At 73.2% G+C, this 22446-nt stretch carries 23 protein-coding genes; 11 read left to right on the top strand and 12 right to left on the bottom strand.

Annotated elements, in window-relative coordinates; all coding sequences use genetic code 11:
• Window positions 1–8: 8 nt before the first annotated feature.
• Entirely contained in the window at window positions 9–989 is a 981-nt protein-coding gene (locus tag ACWCSU_RS12670) for a terpene synthase family protein (RefSeq protein ID WP_357700762.1), read from the bottom strand.
• Between the two features lie 8 nt (window positions 990–997).
• Window positions 998–1543: an EF-hand domain-containing protein gene (locus ACWCSU_RS12665; protein WP_364091460.1), complete on the bottom strand. Its 546-nt coding sequence runs from the start codon at window positions 1541–1543 to the stop codon at window positions 998–1000.
• A 152-nt stretch (window positions 1544–1695) separates the two neighbouring features.
• On the opposite strand from ACWCSU_RS12665, the gene ACWCSU_RS12660 reads away from it, so the two are divergent.
• A complete protein-coding gene (locus ACWCSU_RS12660; protein WP_357700758.1) occupies window positions 1696–3057 on the top strand; it encodes a glutamine synthetase family protein in 1362 nt (453 codons plus the stop codon).
• Window positions 3058–3069: 12 nt separating this feature from the next.
• On the opposite strand, the gene ACWCSU_RS12655 is transcribed toward ACWCSU_RS12660, so the two are convergent.
• Both ACWCSU_RS12655 and ACWCSU_RS12650 read right to left on the bottom strand, forming a co-directional pair.
• Complete coding sequence (locus ACWCSU_RS12655) at window positions 3070–3414, bottom strand: YciI family protein (RefSeq protein ID WP_449935010.1); 345 nt, start codon at window positions 3412–3414, stop codon at window positions 3070–3072.
• A gap of 71 nt (window positions 3415–3485) precedes the next feature.
• A complete protein-coding gene (locus ACWCSU_RS12650; RefSeq protein WP_364091456.1) occupies window positions 3486–4079 on the bottom strand; it encodes an AAA family ATPase in 594 nt (197 codons plus the stop codon).
• A 487-nt stretch (window positions 4080–4566) separates the two neighbouring features.
• Here ACWCSU_RS12650 and ACWCSU_RS12645 point away from each other — a divergent pair, with 487 nt between their 5' ends.
• Window positions 4567–5280, top strand: a complete 714-nt coding sequence (locus tag ACWCSU_RS12645; RefSeq protein WP_364091454.1) for a PaaI family thioesterase — start codon at window positions 4567–4569, stop codon at window positions 5278–5280.
• An 82-nt stretch (window positions 5281–5362) separates the two neighbouring features.
• Here the strand turns inward: ACWCSU_RS12645 and ACWCSU_RS12640 are convergent, their stop codons facing one another.
• Window positions 5363–6211, bottom strand: coding sequence for an alpha/beta fold hydrolase (locus ACWCSU_RS12640; protein ID WP_449935009.1), 849 nt, complete (start codon window positions 6209–6211; stop codon window positions 5363–5365).
• Window positions 6212–6318: 107 nt separating this feature from the next.
• Here ACWCSU_RS12640 and ACWCSU_RS12635 point away from each other — a divergent pair, with 107 nt between their 5' ends.
• On the top strand, window positions 6319–7005 hold the full coding sequence (locus ACWCSU_RS12635; protein WP_449935008.1) for a type 1 glutamine amidotransferase: 687 nt from the start codon (window positions 6319–6321) through the stop codon (window positions 7003–7005).
• 96 nt (window positions 7006–7101) lie between these two features.
• Here the strand turns inward: ACWCSU_RS12635 and ACWCSU_RS12630 are convergent, their stop codons facing one another.
• Entirely contained in the window at window positions 7102–7665 is a 564-nt protein-coding gene (locus ACWCSU_RS12630) for an HXXEE domain-containing protein (RefSeq protein ID WP_449935007.1), read from the bottom strand.
• Window positions 7666–7756: 91 nt separating this feature from the next.
• Here ACWCSU_RS12630 and ACWCSU_RS12625 point away from each other — a divergent pair, with 91 nt between their 5' ends.
• A complete protein-coding gene (locus ACWCSU_RS12625; RefSeq protein ID WP_449935006.1) occupies window positions 7757–10669 on the top strand; it encodes a bifunctional [glutamine synthetase] adenylyltransferase/[glutamine synthetase]-adenylyl-L-tyrosine phosphorylase in 2913 nt (970 codons plus the stop codon).
• 33 nt (window positions 10670–10702) lie between these two features.
• Entirely contained in the window at window positions 10703–11746 is a 1044-nt protein-coding gene (locus ACWCSU_RS12620) for a hypothetical protein (RefSeq protein WP_357700742.1), read from the top strand.
• A gap of 13 nt (window positions 11747–11759) precedes the next feature.
• Here ACWCSU_RS12620 and ACWCSU_RS12615 read toward each other — a convergent pair whose 3' ends face one another.
• Window positions 11760–12587 (bottom strand): LysR family transcriptional regulator, encoded by an 828-nt coding sequence (locus tag ACWCSU_RS12615; protein WP_449935005.1) that lies wholly within the window; start codon window positions 12585–12587, stop codon window positions 11760–11762.
• Window positions 12588–12670: 83 nt separating this feature from the next.
• Here ACWCSU_RS12615 and ACWCSU_RS12610 point away from each other — a divergent pair, with 83 nt between their 5' ends.
• Both ACWCSU_RS12610 and ACWCSU_RS12605 read left to right on the top strand, forming a co-directional pair.
• On the top strand, window positions 12671–13945 hold the full coding sequence (locus ACWCSU_RS12610) for an MFS transporter (protein ID WP_357700738.1): 1275 nt from the start codon (window positions 12671–12673) through the stop codon (window positions 13943–13945).
• 43 nt (window positions 13946–13988) lie between these two features.
• The gene (locus tag ACWCSU_RS12605; protein WP_364091441.1) at window positions 13989–14675 is read left to right on the top strand and encodes a B3/B4 domain-containing protein; all 687 of its coding nucleotides are present in this window, start codon (window positions 13989–13991) and stop codon (window positions 14673–14675) included.
• Window positions 14676–14705: 30 nt separating this feature from the next.
• On the opposite strand, the gene ACWCSU_RS12600 is transcribed toward ACWCSU_RS12605, so the two are convergent.
• From ACWCSU_RS12600 to ACWCSU_RS12590, 3 genes are all read right to left on the bottom strand, one after another.
• Window positions 14706–14939 (bottom strand): hypothetical protein, encoded by a 234-nt coding sequence (locus ACWCSU_RS12600; protein ID WP_357700734.1) that lies wholly within the window; start codon window positions 14937–14939, stop codon window positions 14706–14708.
• Window positions 14940–15122: 183 nt separating this feature from the next.
• The gene (gene glnA, locus ACWCSU_RS12595; protein WP_449935004.1) at window positions 15123–16547 is read right to left on the bottom strand and encodes a type I glutamate--ammonia ligase; all 1425 of its coding nucleotides are present in this window, start codon (window positions 16545–16547) and stop codon (window positions 15123–15125) included.
• 95 nt (window positions 16548–16642) lie between these two features.
• Window positions 16643–17659: a hypothetical protein gene (locus ACWCSU_RS12590; RefSeq protein WP_449935003.1), complete on the bottom strand. Its 1017-nt coding sequence runs from the start codon at window positions 17657–17659 to the stop codon at window positions 16643–16645.
• A 77-nt stretch (window positions 17660–17736) separates the two neighbouring features.
• Between ACWCSU_RS12590 and ACWCSU_RS12585 the strand changes: the two genes are divergently transcribed.
• From ACWCSU_RS12585 to ACWCSU_RS12570, 4 genes are read left to right on the top strand one after another with little or no spacing between them, the layout of a single operon-like run.
• Window positions 17737–18198 (top strand): RDD family protein, encoded by a 462-nt coding sequence (locus ACWCSU_RS12585; protein WP_357700729.1) that lies wholly within the window; start codon window positions 17737–17739, stop codon window positions 18196–18198.
• Complete coding sequence (locus ACWCSU_RS12580) at window positions 18195–19370, top strand: MFS transporter (protein WP_449935002.1); 1176 nt, start codon at window positions 18195–18197, stop codon at window positions 19368–19370. Before ACWCSU_RS12585 ends, ACWCSU_RS12580 begins: the two co-directional genes overlap by 4 nt.
• A 48-nt stretch (window positions 19371–19418) precedes the next feature.
• Window positions 19419–20045: a TetR/AcrR family transcriptional regulator gene (locus ACWCSU_RS12575; protein ID WP_357700725.1), complete on the top strand. Its 627-nt coding sequence runs from the start codon at window positions 19419–19421 to the stop codon at window positions 20043–20045.
• A complete protein-coding gene (locus ACWCSU_RS12570) occupies window positions 20042–20980 on the top strand; it encodes a hypothetical protein (RefSeq protein ID WP_449935001.1) in 939 nt (312 codons plus the stop codon). The genes ACWCSU_RS12575 and ACWCSU_RS12570 overlap by 4 nt, the downstream gene beginning before the upstream one ends.
• On the opposite strand, the gene ACWCSU_RS12565 is transcribed toward ACWCSU_RS12570, so the two are convergent.
• Both ACWCSU_RS12565 and ACWCSU_RS12560 read right to left on the bottom strand, forming a co-directional pair.
• On the bottom strand, window positions 20961–21725 hold the full coding sequence (locus tag ACWCSU_RS12565) for a class I SAM-dependent methyltransferase (protein ID WP_397038872.1): 765 nt from the start codon (window positions 21723–21725) through the stop codon (window positions 20961–20963). The two genes, ACWCSU_RS12570 and ACWCSU_RS12565, sit on opposite strands and share 20 nt — an antisense overlap.
• Complete coding sequence (locus tag ACWCSU_RS12560; RefSeq protein WP_352323051.1) at window positions 21725–22405, bottom strand: DUF4191 domain-containing protein; 681 nt, start codon at window positions 22403–22405, stop codon at window positions 21725–21727. Before ACWCSU_RS12560 ends, ACWCSU_RS12565 begins: the two co-directional genes overlap by 1 nt.
• Window positions 22406–22446 lie beyond the last annotated feature (41 nt).

The following is a 22446-nucleotide window of genomic DNA, read 5'->3' as shown; positions in this document are numbered from 1 at the left end:
TGATCGGCTCACGTGTACCGGGACGTCTCCAGCAGCCAGTCCAGGTGGGCGCGCGGCGCGGCCAGGTAGGCGCAGGCGACCTTGCTGACGTCCCTGGCCGCCTTGGGCGGCAGGTCGTCCAGCGGCAGCCGCCGGGCCGCCCGGTTCATGTCCTGACATCGTCCGACGATCCGGTCGAGCACCCATGCGACGGCCTCGCGCTCGCCCAGCCCGAGCTGCCGGACCGCCAGCACGACCAGGTTGTGCACGTCGCCGCGCTCCTTGGGCCGCGAGGCCACGTCGTTGCACCAGGCCGTGACGTCGTTGCAGGCGTCCACCAGCTCGCGCCACGGCTCGCACTCGACCATCCAGGCCGGCACCTCGACCCGCAGGCACGGCTCGACCAGGTCGTACAGGTAGGGGCCGACCGTCCCCCTGCGCAGCGCCGGGTACTCCTCCAGCGTCGGCATGCGCCCGGCGGCCCGGTTGTCGGCCTCGGTGCGGCACGCGTCCGCCTGGCGTCGCAGGTTGACCGCGAACCGGGCCCGCCAGTGGTCGCTCATCCGCGCGCTGGTCACCCGCCACAGGTCGGCGAAGGCCGCCTCCAGCGGGTGCCGGGACGCGCCCTGGAGCATGCCGCCGAAGATGTCCAGCGTGCACGACCCCTCGTCCAGCTCGTCGTCGAGGTGGAACAGCCAGGTCAGCCATTGCGCGAACAGCGCGGCGGCGGCCGCGTCGAACTCGGCGAAGGCGCGCCCGGCCATCCGGTGGAAGCCCACCCCGGCGTCGGCGCGCAGGCCCGTCCGCCTGGCCCAGTCGATGACCGCGGCCTCGATGGCGTACACGGCGGGGTGCATCCGGCAGGGCGCCCCCATCGCCGGCACCCGCTCGACCAGCGGCAGCAGCGCCAGCGCGGGCGAGCCGCCCTTGCGCGGCAGCGGCAGCATCGGCTTCCAGTGCAGGACCGAGCGGAGCGCGGTGCGCACCGTGGCGAACACGGTGGTGCTCACGGCGGTGTTCACAGCGGTCCGAAGAGCCAGTTGCCCGCGGCGTTCGGGTCTGAGCTGCGGTAGTAGTCCTCGGCCGCGAGGACCAGCCCCTCGACGGTGAGCGCGCCTCTGCCCTCGCGGTCGAGCCGGTCGAAGGCCTCGTCCACGTCGTCGTAGGCGGTGCCGAACGCGCTCAGCATCGTACGGAACTCGCCCGGCCCGATCAGGCCGTCGCCGTCGCCGTCGCAGAGCTGGGCCACGGCCAGCGTCGCCGGCCGGAACACCGGCTTGTAGCGGTCGCCCGTGACGAACGCGGCCGTCATCCCGCCGCGGAAGTCGGTGCGGGCGATGCCGGAGTCGCCGTCGCGGTCGAGCGCCCGTGACAACGTCGACCAGATGCCGTCGAAGCTGTCGACGAGCCGGTTGCCGGTGACCGAGGTGGGGGACTCCCCGAAACCCACCAGCAGGCGCGCGCCCAGCCCCAGCAGGTCCTCCCGCTCGACGACGCCGTTGCCGTTCGCGTCGATGTGGTCGAACGCCCGATCGAGCTTGTGATTGAGCAGGTCGATAGCCACCAATGCCTCCCCCGAGACTCACTGCGTGATCACAGTAGATCTGGGCGGCCCCTTTGTCAGTGAGGCTCGCACCGGCACCCCCTGTAACGTGTGCGAAACACGGGCACGGCATGCTGGTAGAAGACCCGCACTGTCTTCAACGAGGGGACACCTTGGACCGCCAGCAGGAGTTCGTGCTCCGCACGCTAGAGGAACGCGACATCCGGTTCATCCGGCTCTGGTTCACCGACGTCCTCGGCTTCCTCAAGTCCGTCGCGATCGCGCCCGCCGAGCTGGAAGGCGCCTTCGCCGAGGGCATCGGCTTCGACGGCTCGGCGATCGAGGGCTTCGCCCGCGTCTACGAGTCCGACATGCTGGCCAAGCCCGATCCCTCCACGTTCCAGATCCTGCCCTGGCGCAGCGAGACGCCGGGCGCGGCGCGCATCTTCTGCGACATCCTCATGCCCGACGGCACCCCCTCGCACGCCGACCCGCGCTGGGTGCTCAAGCGCACGCTCGCCAAGTGCGCCGACATGGGCTTCACCTTCTACACCCACCCCGAGATCGAGTTCTTCCTGCTGAAGAACCGTCCCGAGGCCGGTCAGAAGCCCGAGCCGATCGACTCCGGCGGCTACTTCGACCACACGCCCCACAGCTCCGGCCACGACTTCCGGCGCCAGGCGATCATGATGCTGGAGTCGATGGGCATCTCCGTCGAGTTCAGCCACCACGAGGGCGCCCCCGGCCAGCAGGAGATCGACCTGCGCTACGCCGACGCGCTCACCACGGCCGACAACATCATGACGTTCCGGCTGATCATGAAGGAAGTGGCCCTGGAGCAGGGCATCTGGGCCTCGTTCATGCCCAAGCCGTTCACCGAGCACCCGGGCTCGGGCATGCACACGCACATGTCGCTGTTCGAGGGCGACCGCAACGCCTTCCACGAGGCCGGCACCGACTACCGGCTGTCGAAGATCGGCCGCTCGTTCATCGCCGGCCTGCTGCGGCACGCCGCCGAGATCACCGCCATCACCAACCAGTGGGTCAACTCCTACAAGCGGCTGTGGGGCGGCGCCGAGGCCATCGCGGGGCAGGGCGGCGAGGCGCCCTCCTACGTCTGCTGGGGGCACAACAACCGCTCGGCGCTGGTCCGGGTGCCCATGTACAAGCCGCACAAGGGCGGCTCGACCCGCATCGAGTTCCGGTCGCTCGACTCGGCGTGCAACCCGTACCTGGCCTTCGCGCTGGTGCTGGCCGCCGGGCTCAAGGGCATCGAGGAGAGCTACGAGCTGCCGCCGGCCGCCGAGGACAACGTCTGGACCCTGACCAGCGCCGAGCGCCGGGCGCTGGGCATCCAGCCGCTGCCCGGCTCGCTCGACGAGGCCATCGCCGTCATGGAGCGCAGCGAGCTGGTCGCCGAGACGCTGGGCGAGCACGTCTTCGACTTCTTCCTGCGCAACAAGCGGGCCGAGTGGCGCGAATACCGCCGTACGGTCACCGAGTTCGAGCTGGGCCGCTACCTGCCGGTGCTGTGAGGCCGGGGCGGCTCAGCCCTTGAACTCGCGCACCTCGACCGGGAGCACGCCCACGGCGCGCGCGAGCCGGCGCCCCCACTCCAGCGCGCCGTCCAGGTCGGGCGCCCGGATGACGGTGAACCCGCCGACGTGCTCCTTGCCCTCGGTGTAGGGGCCGTCGGTGGTGAACGTCTCGCCGGCGCGCACCCGGACCACCGACGCCTGCTCCGCCGGGGCCAGGCCGCCGGAGAAGACCCACACGCCGGCCGCGCGCATCTCCGACTCGACCGCGCCGATGTCGCGCATGATCGGCTCCAGGACCTCGGGCTCGGGCGGCGGGCCGTCGGGCTCGAACAGGGTCAGCAGGTACTGCTTCATGGCGGGTCCTCCCTCGGTGTCCCCTTGGCGTCCCCTTGGCGTCTCCTCGGCGTCCCCTCGGGACGTCGTCGTCAGTCGGCGGGGGCGCGGTCGGCGCTGTCGAAGACGATGTGCTCCAGCAGGTCGGCCTCGGCGCGGGTGACGACGTGCGCGCTGACGGCCGGGGCCGGGTCGCCGCCGGCCACCCGGGCCAGCAGGCTGTCCCAGTTGCGGCGGTGGCGGGCGAACGTGCGGGGCGCGACCACCCGTCCCCTGGCGTGCTGGCCGGCGACCGCCGCCGCCGGAGGCGCGTCGAGCAGCAGCAGGTGGAAGCTCGCCCGCTGCCTGCGGGCCAGCCAGGCGAACCCCTTCAGCACGTACGTGGCGCAGCCCCGGTTGTGCGCGAGGACCGCCTGCCCCTTGGCCAGCGCCTGGCTGACCCGGCTCACGTGGGTGGCGAACACCACCGCGCGGCGGACCGGCCGGGGAGCCCAGGTGATGCGGCCGGCCCAGTGGAGCCGCGACTGCCCCGAGTCGATCACCACGACCGCGTCGGCGACGACGGGCGCGCTCTCGGAGCCGTGAAGGCCGTAGAGGCGGCGCAGCAGCGTGGTCTTGCCGGCGCCGGGCAGCCCGGTCAGCACGACCAGCGACCCGGGCGGAAAACGTAACGTCGCCCGCTGCACAGACCCACCCCGCCCGATCGGTTCGCTTCGACCCCTGTCGCGCCAGCATAGGGCGCGCGGGCGGGCAGTGGGTGGGCGGTGGGCGGGCAGTGGGCGGGCGGTGGGCGGGCGGTGGGCGGGCACAGCGGCCGGAACGGTCCGACGGGATTCACCGGGAATGGGCTCGGGGCGGGGAAATCACGGGATAAGGTACTGCCGACGCCTTGATCGGCCTCACCCCGGATACGCATCCGACTCCGGGTTGGGGCCGATTTTCGTTGTTCCTCACCCCCGAGTCACATCCGTGCCATGGACGGCGCCGACCCTGGGTGGGGATGGCGGGGGGTAGCCGGGGAAGTTTCGGCCACGCCTGTGGCGTTATGGCATGAGTCGGTCGGCGCTCAGGGACCCCCAACATCGTGGTAATCCGGGAGTCCAGTAAAATCGGCCTACTCTTTACGATATTTCCGGACTTCTCGCCTGGTGGGGCGATATTGGAGGGTGTGGCATGACGACGGCTGCCCTGCAGACCGTGTTGACCGTTCCCGAGCGTTTCCGGGGCCCGGTGGGAGTCGCCAACGGCGGCTGGATCGCGGGCACCATGGCAGAGGCGCTGAACGGCGGCCGATCAGCGGTCGAGGTCACGCTGCACGCGCCCACGCCCCTGGAGACCGAGCTGCGCCTTGAGCACGTCGCCAACAGCGTCTCGCTGTCCGACGGCGACAAGGTCCTGGTCGAGGCCATCCCCGTCGCCGAGACCCTGACCGGGCCCGGCTTCGTGCCGTTCACCGACGCCGCCCGCGCCGAGGCCGGGTTCGTCGGCCTGAAGGCCCACCCGTTCGCCGAGTGCTTCGCCTGCGGCCTGCGCGAGCCGGGCGACGGCCTGCGCATCTTCCCCGGCCCGGTGGAGGGCTCCGACCTGGTGGCCGCCGGGTGGCGGGTGCCGTTCACGGTGAGCGGCGAGGACGGCGTCCCCGCCTCGATCGTGGGCGCGGTGCTCGACTGCATCACCGGCTGGGCGCACTTCGGCCCCGGCGAGTCGGCCCTGCTCGGCCGTCTGGTCGTGCAGATCAACGGCCCGGTGCTGCCGGGTGGCCGCTACTCCGTCGTGGCCCGTCCGACCGGCCGCGAGGGCCGCAAGATGTACGGCGAGAGCGGCATCTACGAGGGCGACGGCACCCTGGTGGCCGCCGCCCGCGCCACGTGGATCGCTCCACGCTGACCTGTGCCGACGACGGCCCTCCGAGCTCGGCTCGGGGGGCCGTTTCTCGTCCGAGGCGAAGACGGACGGCTCGCCGCAGCGGTCAGGACCCGGTGATCCGGGCCAGGACGGTCGTCACCGGCTCCTCGTCGAACAGGATCGTGTAGTGGTTGCAGTCGGGCACCAGCTCGTCGCGCAGGCCGGGCACGCGGGCCGTCCACGTCCGGGCGACCTCGTCGGGCAGCATGCCGGTGTCCTGGTCGAGCAGGCCGCGCGGCGCCCTGAGCAGGTGCAGCGGCGCCTTGATCGCGGCCAGCGCGGCGCCGATCTCGGCCGTCTCGGTGCGCATCCAGCGCCCGTCCGCCATCACGGCCTCGCCGACGGCCCGTGAGCGCATCGCGCCCTCGGGGCCGGTGAGGTCGTAGCGCACGTACGCCTCGACGTCCGGGCTCCAGTGGGCGGCGAAGGCCGGATGGGCCTTGAAGAAGTCCACGTACTCCTGGGGGGAGGCGAACGTCCGGCGCAGGCGGGCGAGCGCGGGCCCGAGCGTGGCCTCCAGGGCGGCGTCGGGGTCGACGCCCTCGGGCAGCGGGAGCGGGAGGCCGCCGTCCACCAGGACGACCCGGGCGAAGTCGCGGGCGGCCCCGGCCAGCACGGCCACGTACGCTCCCATCGAGTGGCCGGCCAGCACCGCGTCCGGGCCCGCGCCGACGTGCTCGGCGACGCGCAGGACGTCCTCGGCGTGCCGGGGCAGCCCGTACGGGCCGGGCAGGGAGGCGCTGTGCCCGCGGCCGCGCAGGTCCATCGCGATCAGTGACCACTCCTCGGGCAGCCGCCGCCCGACCGCGCCCCAGGCCATGAGCGAGGCGCTGATGCCGTGGACCGCGATGATCTTGCGGGGCCCGGTGCCGAACGTGGCGACGCGCAGCCCGTCCACTTCGTCGAATCTCATAGCCGGATCCTAGGGACCCGCCCGGCGCCGGGCACCCACCGCCCGCGGCTGTCCCGGCAACAGACGGATAGCCGCTTTTACGAAAAAAGGCGGATAAATTACCCGATATGCGCATCACCGTGATCGAGCACGAGGCCGGCGCCGGGCTCGGCTACCTGGCGGACTGGCTCGGCCCCACCTGCGACGTCGTCCGCCCCTACCTCGGCGACCCGGTCCCCGCACGGGCCGCCGACGGCCTGATCGTGCTCGGCGGCGCCGCGGCCGCCTGGGAGGACGAGCGCAGCCCCTGGCAGCCCGCCACCCGCGCCCTCCTGCGCCGCGCCGTGGACGAGGGCACCCCCACGCTCGGCATCTGCCTCGGCGCGCAGCTTCTCACCATGGCACTCGGCGGCACGGTCGAGCGCGGCGGGAACGGCCTGGAGGTGGGGGCGTGCGAGGTGGTCGCGCTGCCCGCCGCCGCCTCCGACCCGCTGCTGTCCGGCGTCCCGGCCAGGGCCACCGCCGTCCAGTACCACCAGGACGCCATGACGCGGCTGCCCGCGGGCGCGGTGCCGCTGATGACCGGCGCCCAGTACCCGAACCAGGCCTACCGGGTCGGCGAGCGTGCCTGGGCGTTGCAGTTCCACCCCGAGGCCACCCCGGAGATCTTCACCGCCTGGACGTCGGAGTCGGAGCTGGAGTCGGCCGAGGACCTGAACGCCGCCGTCAAAGCCGCCGAGCCCGCCCTCGTCGCGACCTGGCGCCCGGTCGCGCAGGCGTTCGCCCAGGTGGTCGGAGCCCCCCGCCCGGCCTGACAGCCGCCCCGGGACCCACCGCCCCCGCCCAGGAGCCCCCCACGCGGCCTGGCCGCCCGGCGCGGCTCGGGCCGGGGGGCGAGCCGCCGGTGCGGGTCAGAACCAGCGGTCGCGGCCGAGACCGTCCGTGGGCGAGGACTCGGCGGCCCGGTCGTGGCGGCGGGTGAGCAGGTGGGCGACCGCGTGCACGCCCCCCGCCGTCAGCGGCAGCGCCGCGAGCCCGTACGCGGCAGACCGCCCCGGCGCGGCCACCACCCCCGCCCGCCGCAATTGCCGCCACGCCCAGGCCGAGAACGGGATCACCACCAGCGGCGCCGTCACCACCCCCGGCGTGTACCCCCGCGTGGCGACGGCCTGCGCCAGGTGCACGACCCCGTGCAGCCCGAACCCCGCCAGCACCGCCTGGAATACCGGGCTGCGCCCGCCGCTGCGCGCCCCCAGCGCCGAGGCCCCCGCCACCACGCCGCCCATCAGCCCGATCGCCACGTTCACCCGCGCCTGCGACACCTCCAGCCGCTCCCACGGCACCCCCGGGTACAGCCGCTCCAGCCGGGGATGGGCCCGCCGCACCCATCCGGCCATGGTCGCCAGCTCCTCCGCGTCGTGCACGGCCCAGGCCGCCAGCATCCCCCAGGTCACCGCCGCGGACATCCGGCTCATGTCATCACCTCTCCGACAAAACACAACGCTACGTTGCGTTGCACTCTACGGCTTTTGGGCCGCCACCTGTCAAGATGAGCAGGTGCCCAGGATGGAATCGACCGCCGCACGCCTCGCCAAGCTCGGCTTCGCCGACGGGGCCAGGGCCGCCCAGCTCCTCGACCGCACCCCGGCCCACCTCGACGACCTTCTGGAGTTCCTGGTCGTCGTGGCCGATCCCGACCTGGCCCTGGTCTCGCTGACCCGCCTGGCCGAGCGCGAGCCCGCCGTCCTCGACGCCGTGCGCGCCGACGACCGGCTCAGGGCGCGCCTGTTCGCCGTCCTCGGCGTCAGCGCCGCGCTCGGCGAGCACCTGGTGCGCCACCCCGGCCAGACGGCCCTGCTGGCCGAACCCGACCTGGGCGAGGCGCGGGCCGCGCTGCTGCGCGCCGTCGGCGCCGAGCCCGACGAGCCCGAGCCGCGCGCCGACGGCCCCGACCCGCTGGTGGCGCTGCGGGTGGCCTACCGGGGCCGCCTCATGCACCTGGCCGCCCGCGACCTCACCGGCCAGGCCACGCTCGCCGAGGTCATGGCCGAGCTGTCCGACCTGGCCGGCGCGGCGCTGGAGGCGGCCCTCGCGGTCGCCCGCGCCGAGGTCGACGACTCCGAGGCGCGCCTGGCGGTCATCGGCATGGGCAAGTGCGGCGCCCGGGAGCTCAACTACATCAGCGACGTCGACGTCGTCTTCGTCGCCGAGCCGCGCGAGGGCGCCGACGAGACCAAGGCGCTGCGCTCGGCCACCAGGCTGGCCCAGGCCATGATGCGGGCCTGCACGGCGGCCACCCAGGAGGGCTCGCTGTGGGAGGTCGACGCCGGCCTGCGCCCCGAGGGCCGGTCCGGCCCGCTGGTCCGCACCCTGGGCAGCCACCTGGCCTACTACCGCCGCTGGGCCAAGACCTGGGAGTTCCAGGCGCTGCTCAAGGCCAGGCCGGTGGCGGGCGACCCGGAGCTCGGCGAGTCCTACGTCCAGGCGGTCAACGACCTGGTCTGGACGGCCGCCACCCGCGAGCACTTCGTGGAGGACGTGCAGGCCATGCGCCGGCGCGTCGAGTCGCACGTGCGCGCCGAGGGGGAGCGGCAGCTCAAGCTGGGGCCCGGCGGGCTGCGCGACATCGAGTTCGCCGTCCAGCTGCTGCAGCTCGTGCACGGCAGGCTCGACCCGCTGCTGCGCCGCCGGGCGACCCTCCCGGCCCTGGCCGCGCTCTCCCGCGGCGGCTACGTGGGCCGCGACGACTCACGCGGCCTCGCCGAGGCGTACACGTTCCTGCGCCAGGTCGAGCACCTGTTGCAGCTCCACCGGCTGCGGCGTACGCACTTGCTGCCCACCGACGAGGCCGACCTGCGCCGGCTCGGCCGCGCGCTGGGCATGCAGACCGACCCGGTGGGGGAGTTCACCGCCCGGTGGCGGCGGCACGCCATGGAGGCGCGGCGGCTGCACGAGAAGTTGTTCTACCGGCCGCTGCTCCAGGCCGTGGCCCGGCTGCCGGAGTCGGAGGCGCGGCTGTCCACGGCCGCGGCGGCGGCCCGGCTGGAGGCGCTGGGCTACGTCGATCCCAACGGCGCGCTGCGGCACATCGCGGCGCTGTCCACGGGCGTGTCCAGGCGCGCGGCCATCCAGCGCACGCTGCTGCCCGTCATGCTCGGCTGGTTCGCCGACACGCCCGACCCCGACGCGGCGCTGCTCGGCTTCCGGCAGGTCAGCGACAAGCTCGGCAGCACCCCGTGGTACCTGCGGCTGCTGCGCGACGAGACCGCGGTGGCCGCGCGGATGGCGCGGGTGCTCGGCACCGGCCGCTACGCCACCGGCCTGCTCATGCACGCCCCCGACGCGGTCGCGATGCTCGGCTCCGACCAGGAGCTGGCCGTCCGGCCGCCCGGGGCGCTGCGCGGCGAGGCGTCGGCGGCGGTGTCCCGGCACGCAGGAGAGCCGGAGACGGCGGTGGCGGCCGTGCGGGGGCTGCGCCGCAGGGAGCTGTTCCGCACCGCCGTCGCCGACATCTCGCAGCTCCTCGACATCGAGACCGTCGGCACGGCGCTGTCGTCGCTCAACGACGTGACCCTGCAGGCCGCGCTCGACGCCGCGCTGGCCAAGGCCCCGGACGTGACCCGGTTCGCGGTCATCGCCATGGGCCGGCTCGGCGGCATGGAGTGCTCGTACGCCAGCGACGCCGACGTGATGTTCGTGCACTCGCCGCTGCCCGGCGTCGAGGAGCGGGAGGCCACCGACGCCGCCTTCGCCGTGGCCAACGAGCTGCGCCGGCTGCTGTCGCTGCCCGCCCCCGACCCGCCGTTGCTCATCGACCCCGACCTGCGTCCGGAGGGCCGCCAGGGGCCGCTGGTGCGCACGCTGGCCTCCTACCGCGCCTACTACGCCCGCTGGTCGTCGCCGTGGGAGGCGCAGGCGCTGCTGCGCGCCCGCTTCTCGGCCGGCGACGCCGCGCTCGGCGACGCGTTCATCTCCATGATCGACGAGCTGCGCTACCCGTCCGAGGGGTTGCCCGAGGACGCGATCAGGGAGATCAGGCGGCTCAAGGCGCGCATGGAGGCCGAACGGCTGCCGCGCGGCGCCGATCCCGCCCTGCACACCAAGCTCGGCCCCGGCGGGTTGTCGGACGTGGAGTGGGTGGCCCAGCTCCTCCAGCTCTGCCACGCGGGCGGCGTGCCGGCCCTGCGCACCACCCGGACGATCGGGGCGCTGCGCGCGGCGGCGGCCGAGGGGCTGCTCGACCCGGCCGACGAGCTGGTGCTGGCCGAGGCGTGGCGCTTCGCCTCGCGCGTCCGCGACGCGATCATGCTGGTCAGGGGCAGGCCCGGCGACAGCGTGCCGGCCGACGCGGGGGAGCGCAGGCTCATCGCCCGTACGCTCGGCTACCCGCCGGACGGCTCGGAGGACTTCCTCGACGACTACCGCCGCGTCACCCGCCGCGCCCGCCGGGTCGTGGACCGCGTCTTCTACGGGGGTTGATCCCGGTCCTCGCCGGGGTGTATCAAGGCGCAGGTGTTATCCGTTTACGTGGACCTGGCCCTCGGCCTGGTGGTGTCGTTCCTGCTGCTTTCGCTGCTGGTGAGCGGGGTCAACGAGGCGTTCGTGCGCCTGCTCGCCATCCGCAGCAAGTTCCTGTGGGCCTACCTCAGGGACACCCTCGACGGCGCCGACGCGCAGGGCAGGTCGTGGCTGCCCGCCAAGCTGCGCGACGTGTTCGCCGCACTGCCGTTCACCCGCGATCCCCGGCCGGCCCACAGCGACCAGCCCGCGCCCGCCGAGCCCGGCACGCTGCCGGTCGCCGAGCCAAAGGCGCAGGACGCCATGGTCAAGCTGCTGTACGAGCGCGTCCAGGAGATCGACCATCCGACCAAGGGCCGTACGAGCATCGCGAACATCCCGCCGGGGCGCTTCGCCGTCGCCCTGATGGAGATGGCGGCCGCCGAGCCCGAGGGGGTCGAGGGCCTCCTGGCCAAGCTCAAGGAGATGGGCAGCCCCCTGTACGGCCACCTGCGCGGCGTCTGGGAGGCCGCGCAGCGCGACCTCGACCGGTTCAGGCAGGGCGTCGAGACCTGGTTCGACGGCGAGATGGAACGCCTGTCGATGTTGTACAAGCGCTACGTCAAGTGGGTGGTGGCCGTCCTCGGCCTCCTGGTGACCCTGCTGTTCACCATGGACGGCCTGGAGTACGGCAAGACGCTGCTGCGCGACAACGCCTTCCGCGCCTCGGTGACCGCCGTGGCCGAGGCGGGCCCGGCGGCGTACGACGAGCTCAAGGCCCGGTGCGGCCGGTCCGACCCGGTGCCGTGCATCACCGAGACGCTCAGCGAGCCCGCGATGGTCCAGATGCTCCAGCACGCGCTGGTCAGCATCGCCATCCCGGCCGAGGGCGACCCCACGCTCCACTGGAACGGCGCGGCCTGGTGGAACCGGCTCACCACTCCCAGCCACTGGCCCGGCTTCCTGCTGACGTACGTGGCCCTGCTGTTCGGCGCCCCCTTCTGGTGGGACGTGTTCCGCCGCATCACCGGCATCAGGTCCCGGCGCAAGGACCGGTGAGGGGAGCGGCGGGTCAGGCGCTCATGGCGTACAGCACGTCGCGCAGGGACTCCTCGCGGCCGCGCAGCCAGACCAGGCGCAGGGCCAGGGCGGGCGCCCGGCAGTCGAGCTCGACCAGCGCGCCGGAGTCGAGGTCGGAGCCCAGGGCGAAGTCCGGCAGCAGCGCCTGCCCGAAGCCCTGCCTGGCCCACTCGCGGGCGGTGGCGATGCTGGTCAGCTCCCTGCGCGGCACGGCCGGGCCGAACGTCTGGTCGGCCGCGAGCCGGATCGAGCAGCCGGGCGGGCTCACCAGCAGCGGCTCGCGCTCGCCGTCGGGCGCGGCGACCAGCAACAGCGCGACCTCGCCGACGTCCAGGAAGTCCATGCCGGGCGGCGGGGTGAACCCGAGGCCGCCGATCCGGGGGCCGAGGTCCAGCAGCAGCGCCGCGTCCAGGTCGCCGGAGGCCACCTGGGCCAGCAGGTCGCGCCGCATCAGGGAGCGTACGTCCACGTCCAGGTCGGGGCGGCGTTCGGACAGGCGGCGCAGCACGGAGGGCAGCCGGGCGGCGGCCAGCATCTCCAGCGCGCCGACGCGCACCCGGCGGCGCCGGCCGGTGACCGCGCGGCGCACCTCCTCGGCGTGGTCGAGCAGGCCCTGCGCGCGGCCGAGCAGGGTGGCGCCGGCGTCGGTCAGCCGCATGCCCTGCGGTGTGCGCTCGAACAGCGCCACGCCGAGGCTGCCCTCCAGCCTGCGCACCTGCTCCGACACCGACGCGGGGGCCAGGCCGAGCGTGTTCGCCGCCCCGGTGACGGTGCCCGCGCCCGCCACCGCGACGAAGCCCCTCAACTGCCGCAAGTCCATATAAAGCAGCATAAGGTTTTCCCGAATGCCCCGTGCGGCGGCGCCTGTTGAGGGGAGAAGTCGCGTTTCAGCAGGCTGTGGGCATGCGAATGTTCGGCTTCTCCCTCGCCTACTTCCTGGTGATCCTCGACACGACCGTGCTGACGATCGCGCTGCCGGACCTGCGTGCCTCGCTCGGCGGCTCGCTGGCCGGGCAGCAGTGGGCGGTCAACGCCTACACCGTCGCCTTCGCCGCGTCGCTGCTCACCGGGGGCGCGGTGGCCGACCGGTTCGGCGCGGCCCGCGTCTTCAAGGCCGGGGTGGCGCTGTTCGGCGTGCTGTCGCTGCTCAGCGCGGCGGCGCCGGACCTGGGCGTGCTGGTCGCGCTGCGCGCCCTGCTCGGGGTGGCCGCGGCGCTGTGCACGGGCGGCTCGCTCGGCCTGCTCGCCGAGATGTACCCGGCGCCCGCCGTCCGCGCCCGCGCCACCGGCCTGTGGGCGGCGATCACCGGCTCGGCGCTCGCCGCCGGCCCCCTGCTCGGCGGCCTCCTGGTCGGCCTGTCCGGCTGGCGCGCCGTCTTCCTGGTCAACGTGCCCTTCGCCGTGACCAGCCTGCTGATCATGCGCGGCGTCGCCTCGCCGCGCGGCTCCCGCCGGATCGACTGGCAGGTCCAGGCACTGGCCTGCGTGCTGCTGGGCCTGGTCGCCGAGGCCCTGATCGACTCCTCCGCGCTCGCCGCCGCGCCGGCCGTGGCCGTCCTGGTGGCCCTGGTGCTGGTGGAGCGCCGCAGCCACGCCCCCGCCCTGCCCGGCGGCCTGCTCGCCGCCACCTGGCCCGAGCTGCTGGCCGGGACGGCCGCCAACTTCGCCTTCTCCGGCGCGCTGTTCGTGCTCACCCTCCTCCTCCAGGACACCCGCCACCTGTCCCCGGTCGCCGCCGGGCTCGCCTTCCTGCCGCTCACGCTGCCCATGACGGTCAACCCGCTGCTCACCGGCCGCCTGGTGGCCCGCCACGGCCCGCGTCCGCCGATCCTGGGCGGCCTCGCCCTCCTCGCGACCGGCCTGGCCGGGGTCGCGCTCACCGACGTGTCGTGGCCCTGGCTGGTGGTCATGGGGTTCGGGCTGTCGTTCGTGCTCCCGGCGCTGATGGCGGGCATGGTGAACGCCGCCCCCGCGGGCACGGCGGGCACCGCGGGCGGCGTGCTGAACGCCTCCCGCCAGGTCGGCGCCACCCTCGGCGTCGCGGTGCTGGGCGTCGTCGGACGGCCCCTGCTCGTCGCGGCCGTCGTGACGGCGCTGGCGTTCGCCTGCTACGCCCTGGCCGCCGCCCGCGCCCGGCACGCCGCGAACGGACGACGGGAGGCCGCCGCAGTATCGTGAGGCGCACCAGCGTGACGACCGGCACGGTGACAGTGAGGTAGCAGTGCGTTTCCAGCATTCCGACGACATCTGGCGGGACTTCCCCGACCTGGTGCCCTTCGCGCTCCACGTGGAGGGGGTCGACGCCGCCGCCCGCGTCGACGACCAGGTGGCCCGCTACTGCGACCTGGCCGCGCGGCGGGCCGGCCCCGAGAGCGAGCTGCCCGAGATCCAGGCGTGGCGGCGGGCGTTCACGCGGATGGGGCTCAAGCCGACGCAGTACCGGTGCGCGTCGGAGTCGCTGCTGCGCCGCTTCAGGAAGGAGGGCGCCCTGCCGCGCCTGCATCCCCTGATCGACCTGTGCAACGCGGTCTCGATCGCCTTCGCCGTCCCGGTGGCGGTGTTCGACGTCTCCCGGATCTCCGGCTTCGTGGAGGTGCGGTACGCCACGGGCGAGGAGACGTACCAGACCTTCTCCGGCGAGACGGAACATCCGGCCCCCGGAGAAGTGATCTTCGCCGACGCGGACGGCCGGGCGCACGCGCGCCGCTGGACCAACCGGCAGAGCGGCCTGTCGGCGGTCGGCGACACCACCACCGACGTGCTCATCGTGGCCGAGGCCCTGCACGAGACGGCCCGCGCCGACGTCGAACGCCTGGCCGCGGCCCTCTACGACGAGCTGACCGCCCTGTGGCCGGTGTCGCCGAAGTCGGAGATCCTCACGCCGTCGGCGCCGCGCTTCGACTTCTGACCACCGCCGGCCACGGGCGGTCTCCCCGGATCAGCAGGGCGTGAAGTAGACCTTCTGGGTGCCCGACAGGATGCCCCACTCACCGGCGGGCTGGCCGCAGCCGAACCAGCGCTGGCCGACGAGCTGGTCGCCGCTGAAGTAGGCGAAGACGACGAGGAGGTCGCCGCCGGGCGGAGGCGGCGGAATGGCGTGAGCCGGGGTGGAACCGAGACAGAGCGCGCCGGCGGCCAGCACCGCGGCTAACACCCCTCGTGTGATCCTCATGACGGTCCTCCAGACCGTTCGGGCGCGTTCGGCCGATGGCCGGTTGCGTGATCTGGGATCAAGGTAACCGCGTTCGGGGACGGCCGCCAGAGCCCTCCTGGCGCCGCCCCGGCCCCCCCGCACACGGAACGGCCCGGCGTCGCGAACGATCGCGGCCGGGCCGTCTCCGTCAAGCCTTCGACGTCACACGTCGTAGTACAGCTCGAACTCGTGCGGGTGCGGCCGCAGGCGGATCGGGTCGACCTCGTTCTCCCGCTTGTACGACACCCACGTCTCGATCAGGTCGGGCGTGAACACGCCGCCTTCGAGCAGGTAGTCGTGGTCGGCCTCCAGCGCGGCGAGCACCTCGGGCAGCGAGCCGGGCACCTGCGGCACCTGGCGGGCCTCCTCCGGCGGCAGCTCGTAGAGGTCCTTGTCGACCGGCTCCGGCGGCTCGATCTTGTTGCGGACGCCGTCGATCCCCGCCATCAGCATCGCCGCGAAGGCGAAGTACGGGTTGCACGACGGGTCGGGCACGCGGAACTCGATGCGCTTGGCCTTCGGGTTGGACCCCGTGATCGGGATGCGCACGCAGGCCGAGCGGTTGCGCTGGGAGTAGACCAGGTTGACCGGCGCCTCGTAGCCCGGGACCAGGCGGTGGTAGGAGTTGACCGTCGGGTTGGTGAAGGCCAGCAGCGACGGCGCGTGCCGCAGCAGGCCGCCGATGTAGTAGCGGGCGGTGTCGGACAGGCCCGCGTAGCCGACCTCGTCGTAGAACAGCGGCGAGCCGTCCTTCCACAGCGACTGGTGGCAGTGCATGCCGGAGCCGTTGTCACCGAAGATCGGCTTGGGCATGAACGTGACGGTGTGGCCGTACTCCAGGGCGGTGCTCTTGATGACGTACTTGTAGAGCATCAGGTTGTCGGCCGTCTTGAGCAGCGTGCCGAACTTGAAGTCGATCTCGGCCTGGCCCGCCGTGCCGACCTCGTGGTGCTGCATCTCGACGTCGATGCCGCACTCGATGAGGTTGCGCACCATCTCCGAGCGCAGGTCGGTGAAGTGGTCCATCGGCGGGACCGGGAAGTAGCCGCCCTTGTAGCGCGGCTTGTAGCCCAGGTTGCCGCCCTCGGCCCGCTTGCCGGTGTTCCAGGCGCCCTCGATGGAGTCGATGTAGTAGTAGCCGGCGTTCGCCTTCGTCTCGAAGCGCACGTCGTCGAAGATGTAGAACTCGGCCTCCGGGCCGAAGTAGGCCGTGTCGGCGATGCCGGTGCCCTTGAGGTACTCCTCGGCCTTGCGCGCCACGTTGCGCGGGTCGCGGCTGTAGGCCTCGCCGGTCAGCGGGTCGTGCACGAAGAAGTTGAGGTTGAGCGTCTTGTGCTGGCGGAACGGGTCGAGCACCGCGCTGGACGGGTCGGGCAGCAGCAGCATGTCCGACTCGTGGATCGCCTGGAAGCCGCGGATGGACGAGCCGTCGAACATGAGCCCGTCGGTGAAGACGTTCGCGCCGAAGTTCTCAACCGGGAAGGTGAAGTGGTGCGTCGTCCCCGGCAGGTCGGTGAACCTGACATCGACGAACTGCACCCCTTCGTCACTGATGAACTTCAGGACGTCGTCGGCGGAGTTGAACACTCTCGAACCTCCCTGAGGGACTGGCCATCATGCCGACGCTAGGTCGCGGCCGTTTCCGTACGGTGTCTCGATTGTTTCGCATGTGTTACGCAGGGTCACGTCTCCTCGGACGTGTCGCAGCCCCCGTCGGAAACCGATCGTTCCTCCAGTTCGTAGGGGTCGGTGGCCGGGCCGCTCGGCGCGACGGAACCGGGCGGGTCGTCCTCGTAGACGGGATGGACGAAGCCGTCTTTGGTGCCGCACCTGGCCGGGGTGTGACTAATGCCCCACTCCACGTACGCGGCCGTCCGGCCCTCCGAGCGGTACACCTGCACCTCGCCGGTGAGATGCGAGACCAGCCGCATGGTGGTGGACGGCTCGCCGGGACGGCGCACGGCGTAGACGGCCAGGTAGTTCACCTCGACCTTGACGCCGTGCAGGCCGTCCTCCCGGAAGGTGCCCAGGCGGGCGGTGCCGTTGACCTTGATCACGTCGCCAACCGGCTCGGCGCTGCCGGGGGCGAAGCTGTTGACCAGGTCGCGGCTGTCGTAGTTCTTGCCGCCCAGCGCCTCGTAGAACATCTCGCGCTGGTCGGGCTCGAGCAGCCCGGCGAACGCCTTGGGCCTGCCTCCCAGCAGCGTCTCGCGGTCGAGGAGGGCCGCCGCGAGCAGGGCGCGGGTGCGCTTCAGCCCCTTGGCCACGTCCGCCTTCGACAGGCCGCCCAGAGCCTTGGCCTCCGGCATCACGAAGCCCGCGGCGCCGTCGGCGTAGTGCTCGGCGGGCGACCCGGCGAAGGGGTTGTCGGTCCGTACGGGATTCGCGAGGACCGGCAGGCCCTCCAGGCCCGGGTTCGCGCCGAGCCGGTCGGGGCGATAGATGATCATGAGGCCCGCGGCGCTCACGACCACGCCCAGCACGATCAGCGCGACCGACATGCGTCCGAGCCTGCGCGAACCGGGGCCGGCGGGTAAGCGCTCCGGCCGCGGCGGGCGTGGCGCGCGTTGTGGCGGGGCGCCCGCCCTGGCCTCCCTGGCCTGCCTGGCGGCCGACGAGCGCATCCTGCGGCGCTCGCCCTCGTCGATCTGCGCGACCACCTCGTTGAAGCGCGCGTCAAGGTCATCCCCGTGTGGCATGGCGACCATGATGGCGGCGGCAGGGCGCGGTTGGGTCACGACGCCGACCGGCCCGGGGGCCGGATACCGTTGAAGGCATGAGCAGCAATGAGCCTCGGTGGACGCAGACCTGGCTGGGCGGCGTCCGGTCCGCCGGGATCGACCTCGGATACCCGGGTGAGCGTCTCGGGCTGCCCGAGGAGGGCAGCGGATCGGTCGCCGGGTGGGGGCGCAGGATCGCCGCGCTCGCGATCGACTGGATGATCTGCACCTGGTTCGTCGTGCAGCTGCTGCTCAGGATGAACCCGGCCGAGTCCCCGTGGGCGCCCGTGGCGGTGTTCGCGCTGCAATACCTGCTGCTCGTCGGCTTCATGGGCCAGACGTTCGGCCACCGGCTGGCCGGCATCCGCGTCGCCGCCATGGACGGCGGCGCACCGCGCCTGCTGCCCGTGCTGGTGCGCACCGTGCTGCTGGGCCTGGCCCTGCCGGCCCTGATCTGGGACCGCGACCACCGCGGGGTGCACGACCGGGTGTCCAACACCGTGGTCGTCCGGATGTGACGACCTCCGGGGCGGGCCGGTGGTTCGGCCCGCTCATGGTGGCGGCGGTGTGCGTGCAGGCGGCGACGTTCGCGGCCCGTCCGATGGTGAGCTACCGGGCCATCGAGATCGGCGCCGGCAACCTCGGCATCGGGCTCGTCACAGCCGGTTTCTCGCTGCTCCCGCTCTTCGCGGCCGTCTCCGTGGGCCGCTGGGTGGACGCCTCCGGCGAGCGCGGCGCGGCCCTGCTGGGCGCCGCGCTGATCACCGGCAGCGCCCTGGCGCTGGCCGTGGCCCGTTCGTTGTGGGCGCTGGTGCTGCTCAACGCGGTGTTCGGGCTCGGGCACCTGCTGTCCGTCGTCGCCCAGCAGGCCGTCATCGCCAACCGGGTCGCCGCCGGAGGCCACGACCGCGCCTATGCGCGCTTCACCGTCTTCACCTCGCTCGGCCAGCTCGCCGGGCCGTCCGCCGCGGCCCTGGTGGCGGCCGGCACCGCCTCCGGGGGCGCGGCCCAGGTGGGGCCGGCCCTCGCCGTGGCGGCCGGGTTCGGGCTGGTGGCGGGGCTGGCGAGCCTGCGCACCGGCGGTCCCGGCCCGGCTCGGGGGCGGGCCGCCGTCCGGCGCTTCCCGCTGCGGGGCACGCTCGGCCAGGAGGGCATGTGGCAGGCCCTGATGACGAGCCTGGCCACCGTGTCCACGCTCGACCTGGTGCTGGCGTACCTGCCGGCCTGGGGGGAGAGCCGCGGCGCCGGGGTGGTCGCGGTCGGCGCGCTGCTGGCGCTGCGGGCCGCCGCCACCATGGCGAGCAGGCTCGCCATGGAACGCCTGGTCCTGCGGTACGGCCGCCGCGCCGTCCTGGTGACCAGCACCGTCGTGGCCGCGGTCACCGTCGCCGCGCTGCCCCTGTGCGGGCCGGCCGCCGCGGTGCCGGTCGTCGCGCTGATGGGGCTCGCGCTGGGGCTGGGCCAGCCGCTGACGTTGTCGTGGGTGGCCGGACGCGCGCGGGCGGGCGAGCGCGGCACGGCGCTCGCGCTGCGCCTGACCGGCAACCGGCTGGGCCAGGTGCTGGTGCCGGCCCTGGCGGGCGTGGTGGCGGGCGCGACCGGCGTGCTCGGCGTCTTCACGCTCAGCGCCGCCATGCTGGCCGCCACCGCCGGTCTGGCCGCCCGCGCGCCGATGAGCACCGCGGAGTAGAAACCATACCGGGTTGGAAAACATACCCGGTATGGTTATGGTGGTCCCATGATGGCGGGGCTCAGGGAGCGCAAGAAGGAGCAGACCCGGCGGCGCATCGCGGAGACGGCTCTGCGGCTGTTCGCCGAGCGCGGCTACGACGCGGTGACGGTCAACGAGATCGCCGAGGCGGCCGGGGTCGCGAAGGTCACGCTGTTCGCGTACTTCCCCAGCAAGGAGTGCCTGGCGCTCGACGGGGTGTCGGAGGACCCGGCCGCGATCGTGGCGGGCCGCGGGCCGGGCCGCTCGCCGCTCGGCGCGCTGCGCGAGCACTACCGGTCGATGGCCGCCCGGGGCGCCGGGGAGGTCGACGTGGAGGGGCTGCTGACCCGGGTCCGGGTGATCGCGGCCACCCCGGCGCTGCTGGCCGCCGTCCAGCAGGTGCACGCGGGGGAGCGGTACGAGCTGGCCGCGGCGCTGGCCGAGGCGGCGGGCGCGCCCGCGGACGACCTGACCGCCCGGCTCATGGCGGCCCAGATCACCGGCGCGATCACCACGTTGCAGGAGGCGTTCTTCCAGCGGCTCGTCTCGGGGGCCTCGCTGGAGGAGGCGGGCCGGCTGCTGGCCGGTGACGTCGAGACGGCCTTCGACCTCCTCGAACACGGCTTTTCATCCACTAAAAGGGGAAAATCATGAAAAAAGGGATTAACTATGACACCGGGTTCTTGAACGGCCCCCAGCTCACCCGTCGCACCCTCGACCCCGACGTCGTCGCCCGCGAGATGCGGGTGATCGCCGACGAGCTCCACTGCACGGCCGTCCGCGTCTCCGGCGGCGACCCCGAACGGCTGTCCGTCGCGGCCGAGCGGGCGGCGGCGGCCGGCCTGGAGGTGTGGTTCGCGCCCTTCCCCGTCGACGCCACCCCGGAGGAGGCCGTCGCCCTCTACGCCGACTGCGCCGCCCGCGCCGAGGACCTGCGCCGCGGCGGCGCGGAGGTCGTGCTGGTCGCCGGGTGCGAGACCAGCGCCTTCTGCCACGGCTTCATCCCCGGGGCCACGTACGGCGAGCGCCTGGCGGCCATGACGACGGCCGACCTCGCCTGGTGGCAGTCGCTGGCCGAGATCGTGCCCCGCTTCAACGCCTTCCTGGCCGAGGCCGCCGCGACGGTCAGGGCCGGGTTCGGCGGCCGGCTCACGTACGCGTCGGGCCCCTGGGAGCTGATCGACTGGACGCCGTTCGACATCGTCGGCGTCGACGCCTACCGCGCCGCCTACAACGCCGCGGACTTCCCCGCGGAGCTGCGCGCCCACTTCACCCACGGCAAGCCGGTGGCCGCCACCGAGTTCGGCACCTGCGCCTACAAGGGCGCGGGGGAGCGCGGCGGCTCGGCGTACATGGTGCCCGAGGGGGCCGTCCCGGACGAGGGCGAGCAGGTCCGCTACCTGACCGAGCTGCTCGACGTCTTCGAGGCCGAGGGCCTGGACGCCGCGTTCTGGTTCACCTTCGCCGCCTACCACCGGCGTGGCGCTGACGACCTCGGCTCCTACGGCGTGGTCAGGATGCTCGACGAGACCCGCTGGGAGCCCAAGGAGGTCTTCGCCGCGATGGCGGCTAGGTATTCGCGCACGTGAAGATGGCCGTGCCGGGCAGGTGACGGCCGCGCAGCGGGCTCCAGCCGCCCCACGCCCGCTCGTGACCCTGCGGCCACTCCGGCTCCAGCAGGCCGGTGAGGGTCAGCCCGGAGGCGGCCAGCAGGCCGATCCAGTCGCCCATCGTGCGGTGGTGCTCGACGTAGGAGGCGGAGCCGTCGTCGTCCCGCTCGACGTAGGGCGAGCGGTCGAAGTAGGAGCGGTCGGAGGTGAGCCCGCGCGGGCCGGGGTCGTCGGGGAAGGCCCACCGGATCGGGTGGCTCACCGAGAACACGAACCGGCCGCCCGGTCTCAGCACCCTGCGCACCTCGCGGAAGACCGCCAGCGGGTCGGCCACGAACGGCAGCGCCCCGTACGCCGAGCACGCCAGGTCGAAGGCGCCGGACGCGAACGGCAACGACTCGGCGTCGGCCTGGGCCACGGGGACGCGCAGGCCGGTGTCGAGGTCGATGCGCTGGGAGTGGCGCAACTGCCGGTGGGAGATGTCGAAGGCGGCCACCCGTGCCCCCTGCGTCACCAGCCACCGCGCGCACTGCGCCGCGCCGCAGCCGATCTCCAGCACGTGCCGGCCGCGCACCTCGCCCAGGAGGTGCGCGTCGGCCTCGTCGACGCCCTCGGGACACCAGACGAACCCGGTGTCCCGCAGGAAGCCGCCGTGCTCGACCTGGTAGTCGTCGGCGTTGCCGTCCCACCAGAGGCGGTTGGCCCGCGAGGAGACCGACAGCACTAGCGCATCTTCGGGCCGCGCGGCATGCGGGCCCCCTTGGGCATCGGGCCCTTCGGCATCGGCAGGTTCTTCGGCAGCGAGCGCAGCCGGTCCTTGACCTCGTTGACCGAGGGCTTCTTCAGGTTGCGCGGCAGCTTCATGATGTGCCGCTGGAGCTTGGCGATCGGCACCTGGCCCTCGCCGTCGCCGCACTGGATGTCGTAGATCTCGACGCCCAGCACCACGCGCGCGACCCGCTTCTTCTCGGCCGCGAGCATCTTGGCCACCCGGTTGCCCGGCCCCTCGGAGACCAGCACGACCCCCGGGAAGCCGACGACGAGGTGGACCAGGTCCTGGTCACGGTTGACGGCGATGGCCGGGGTGACCTGCCAGTTGCCCCGCATGCCCTGCAGCACCGCGGCGGCGGCGCCGGTCTGGCCGTGCAGGATCGAGTACTGGGCCTTCTGGGCGAGCTGGCCGAAGACGACCAGCCCGACGGTGAGCGCGGCCAGGACGCCGATGAACACCGAATACCACAGGTAGTCCGTGACCAGGCCGATCACGACGACCACAGCCAGCGTGCCCACCGCCGAGAGGAAGACGATCGGCATCCCCTTGGGATTGGCCTGCTTGATGATCTGCGCGATCATGCGGAGCTGTTTGATGCGCCCCGGCTTCTCTGGATCCTCGGACTTTGCCATGCTCAGAAGGATACAAACCAACTGGTGCACTATGGAAAACG

This window comes from Nonomuraea sp. NPDC001699 (genome assembly GCF_053596455.1).
The sequence above is the reverse complement of the archived record's forward strand: the minus strand, read 5'-3'. Positions and strand labels throughout refer to the sequence as shown.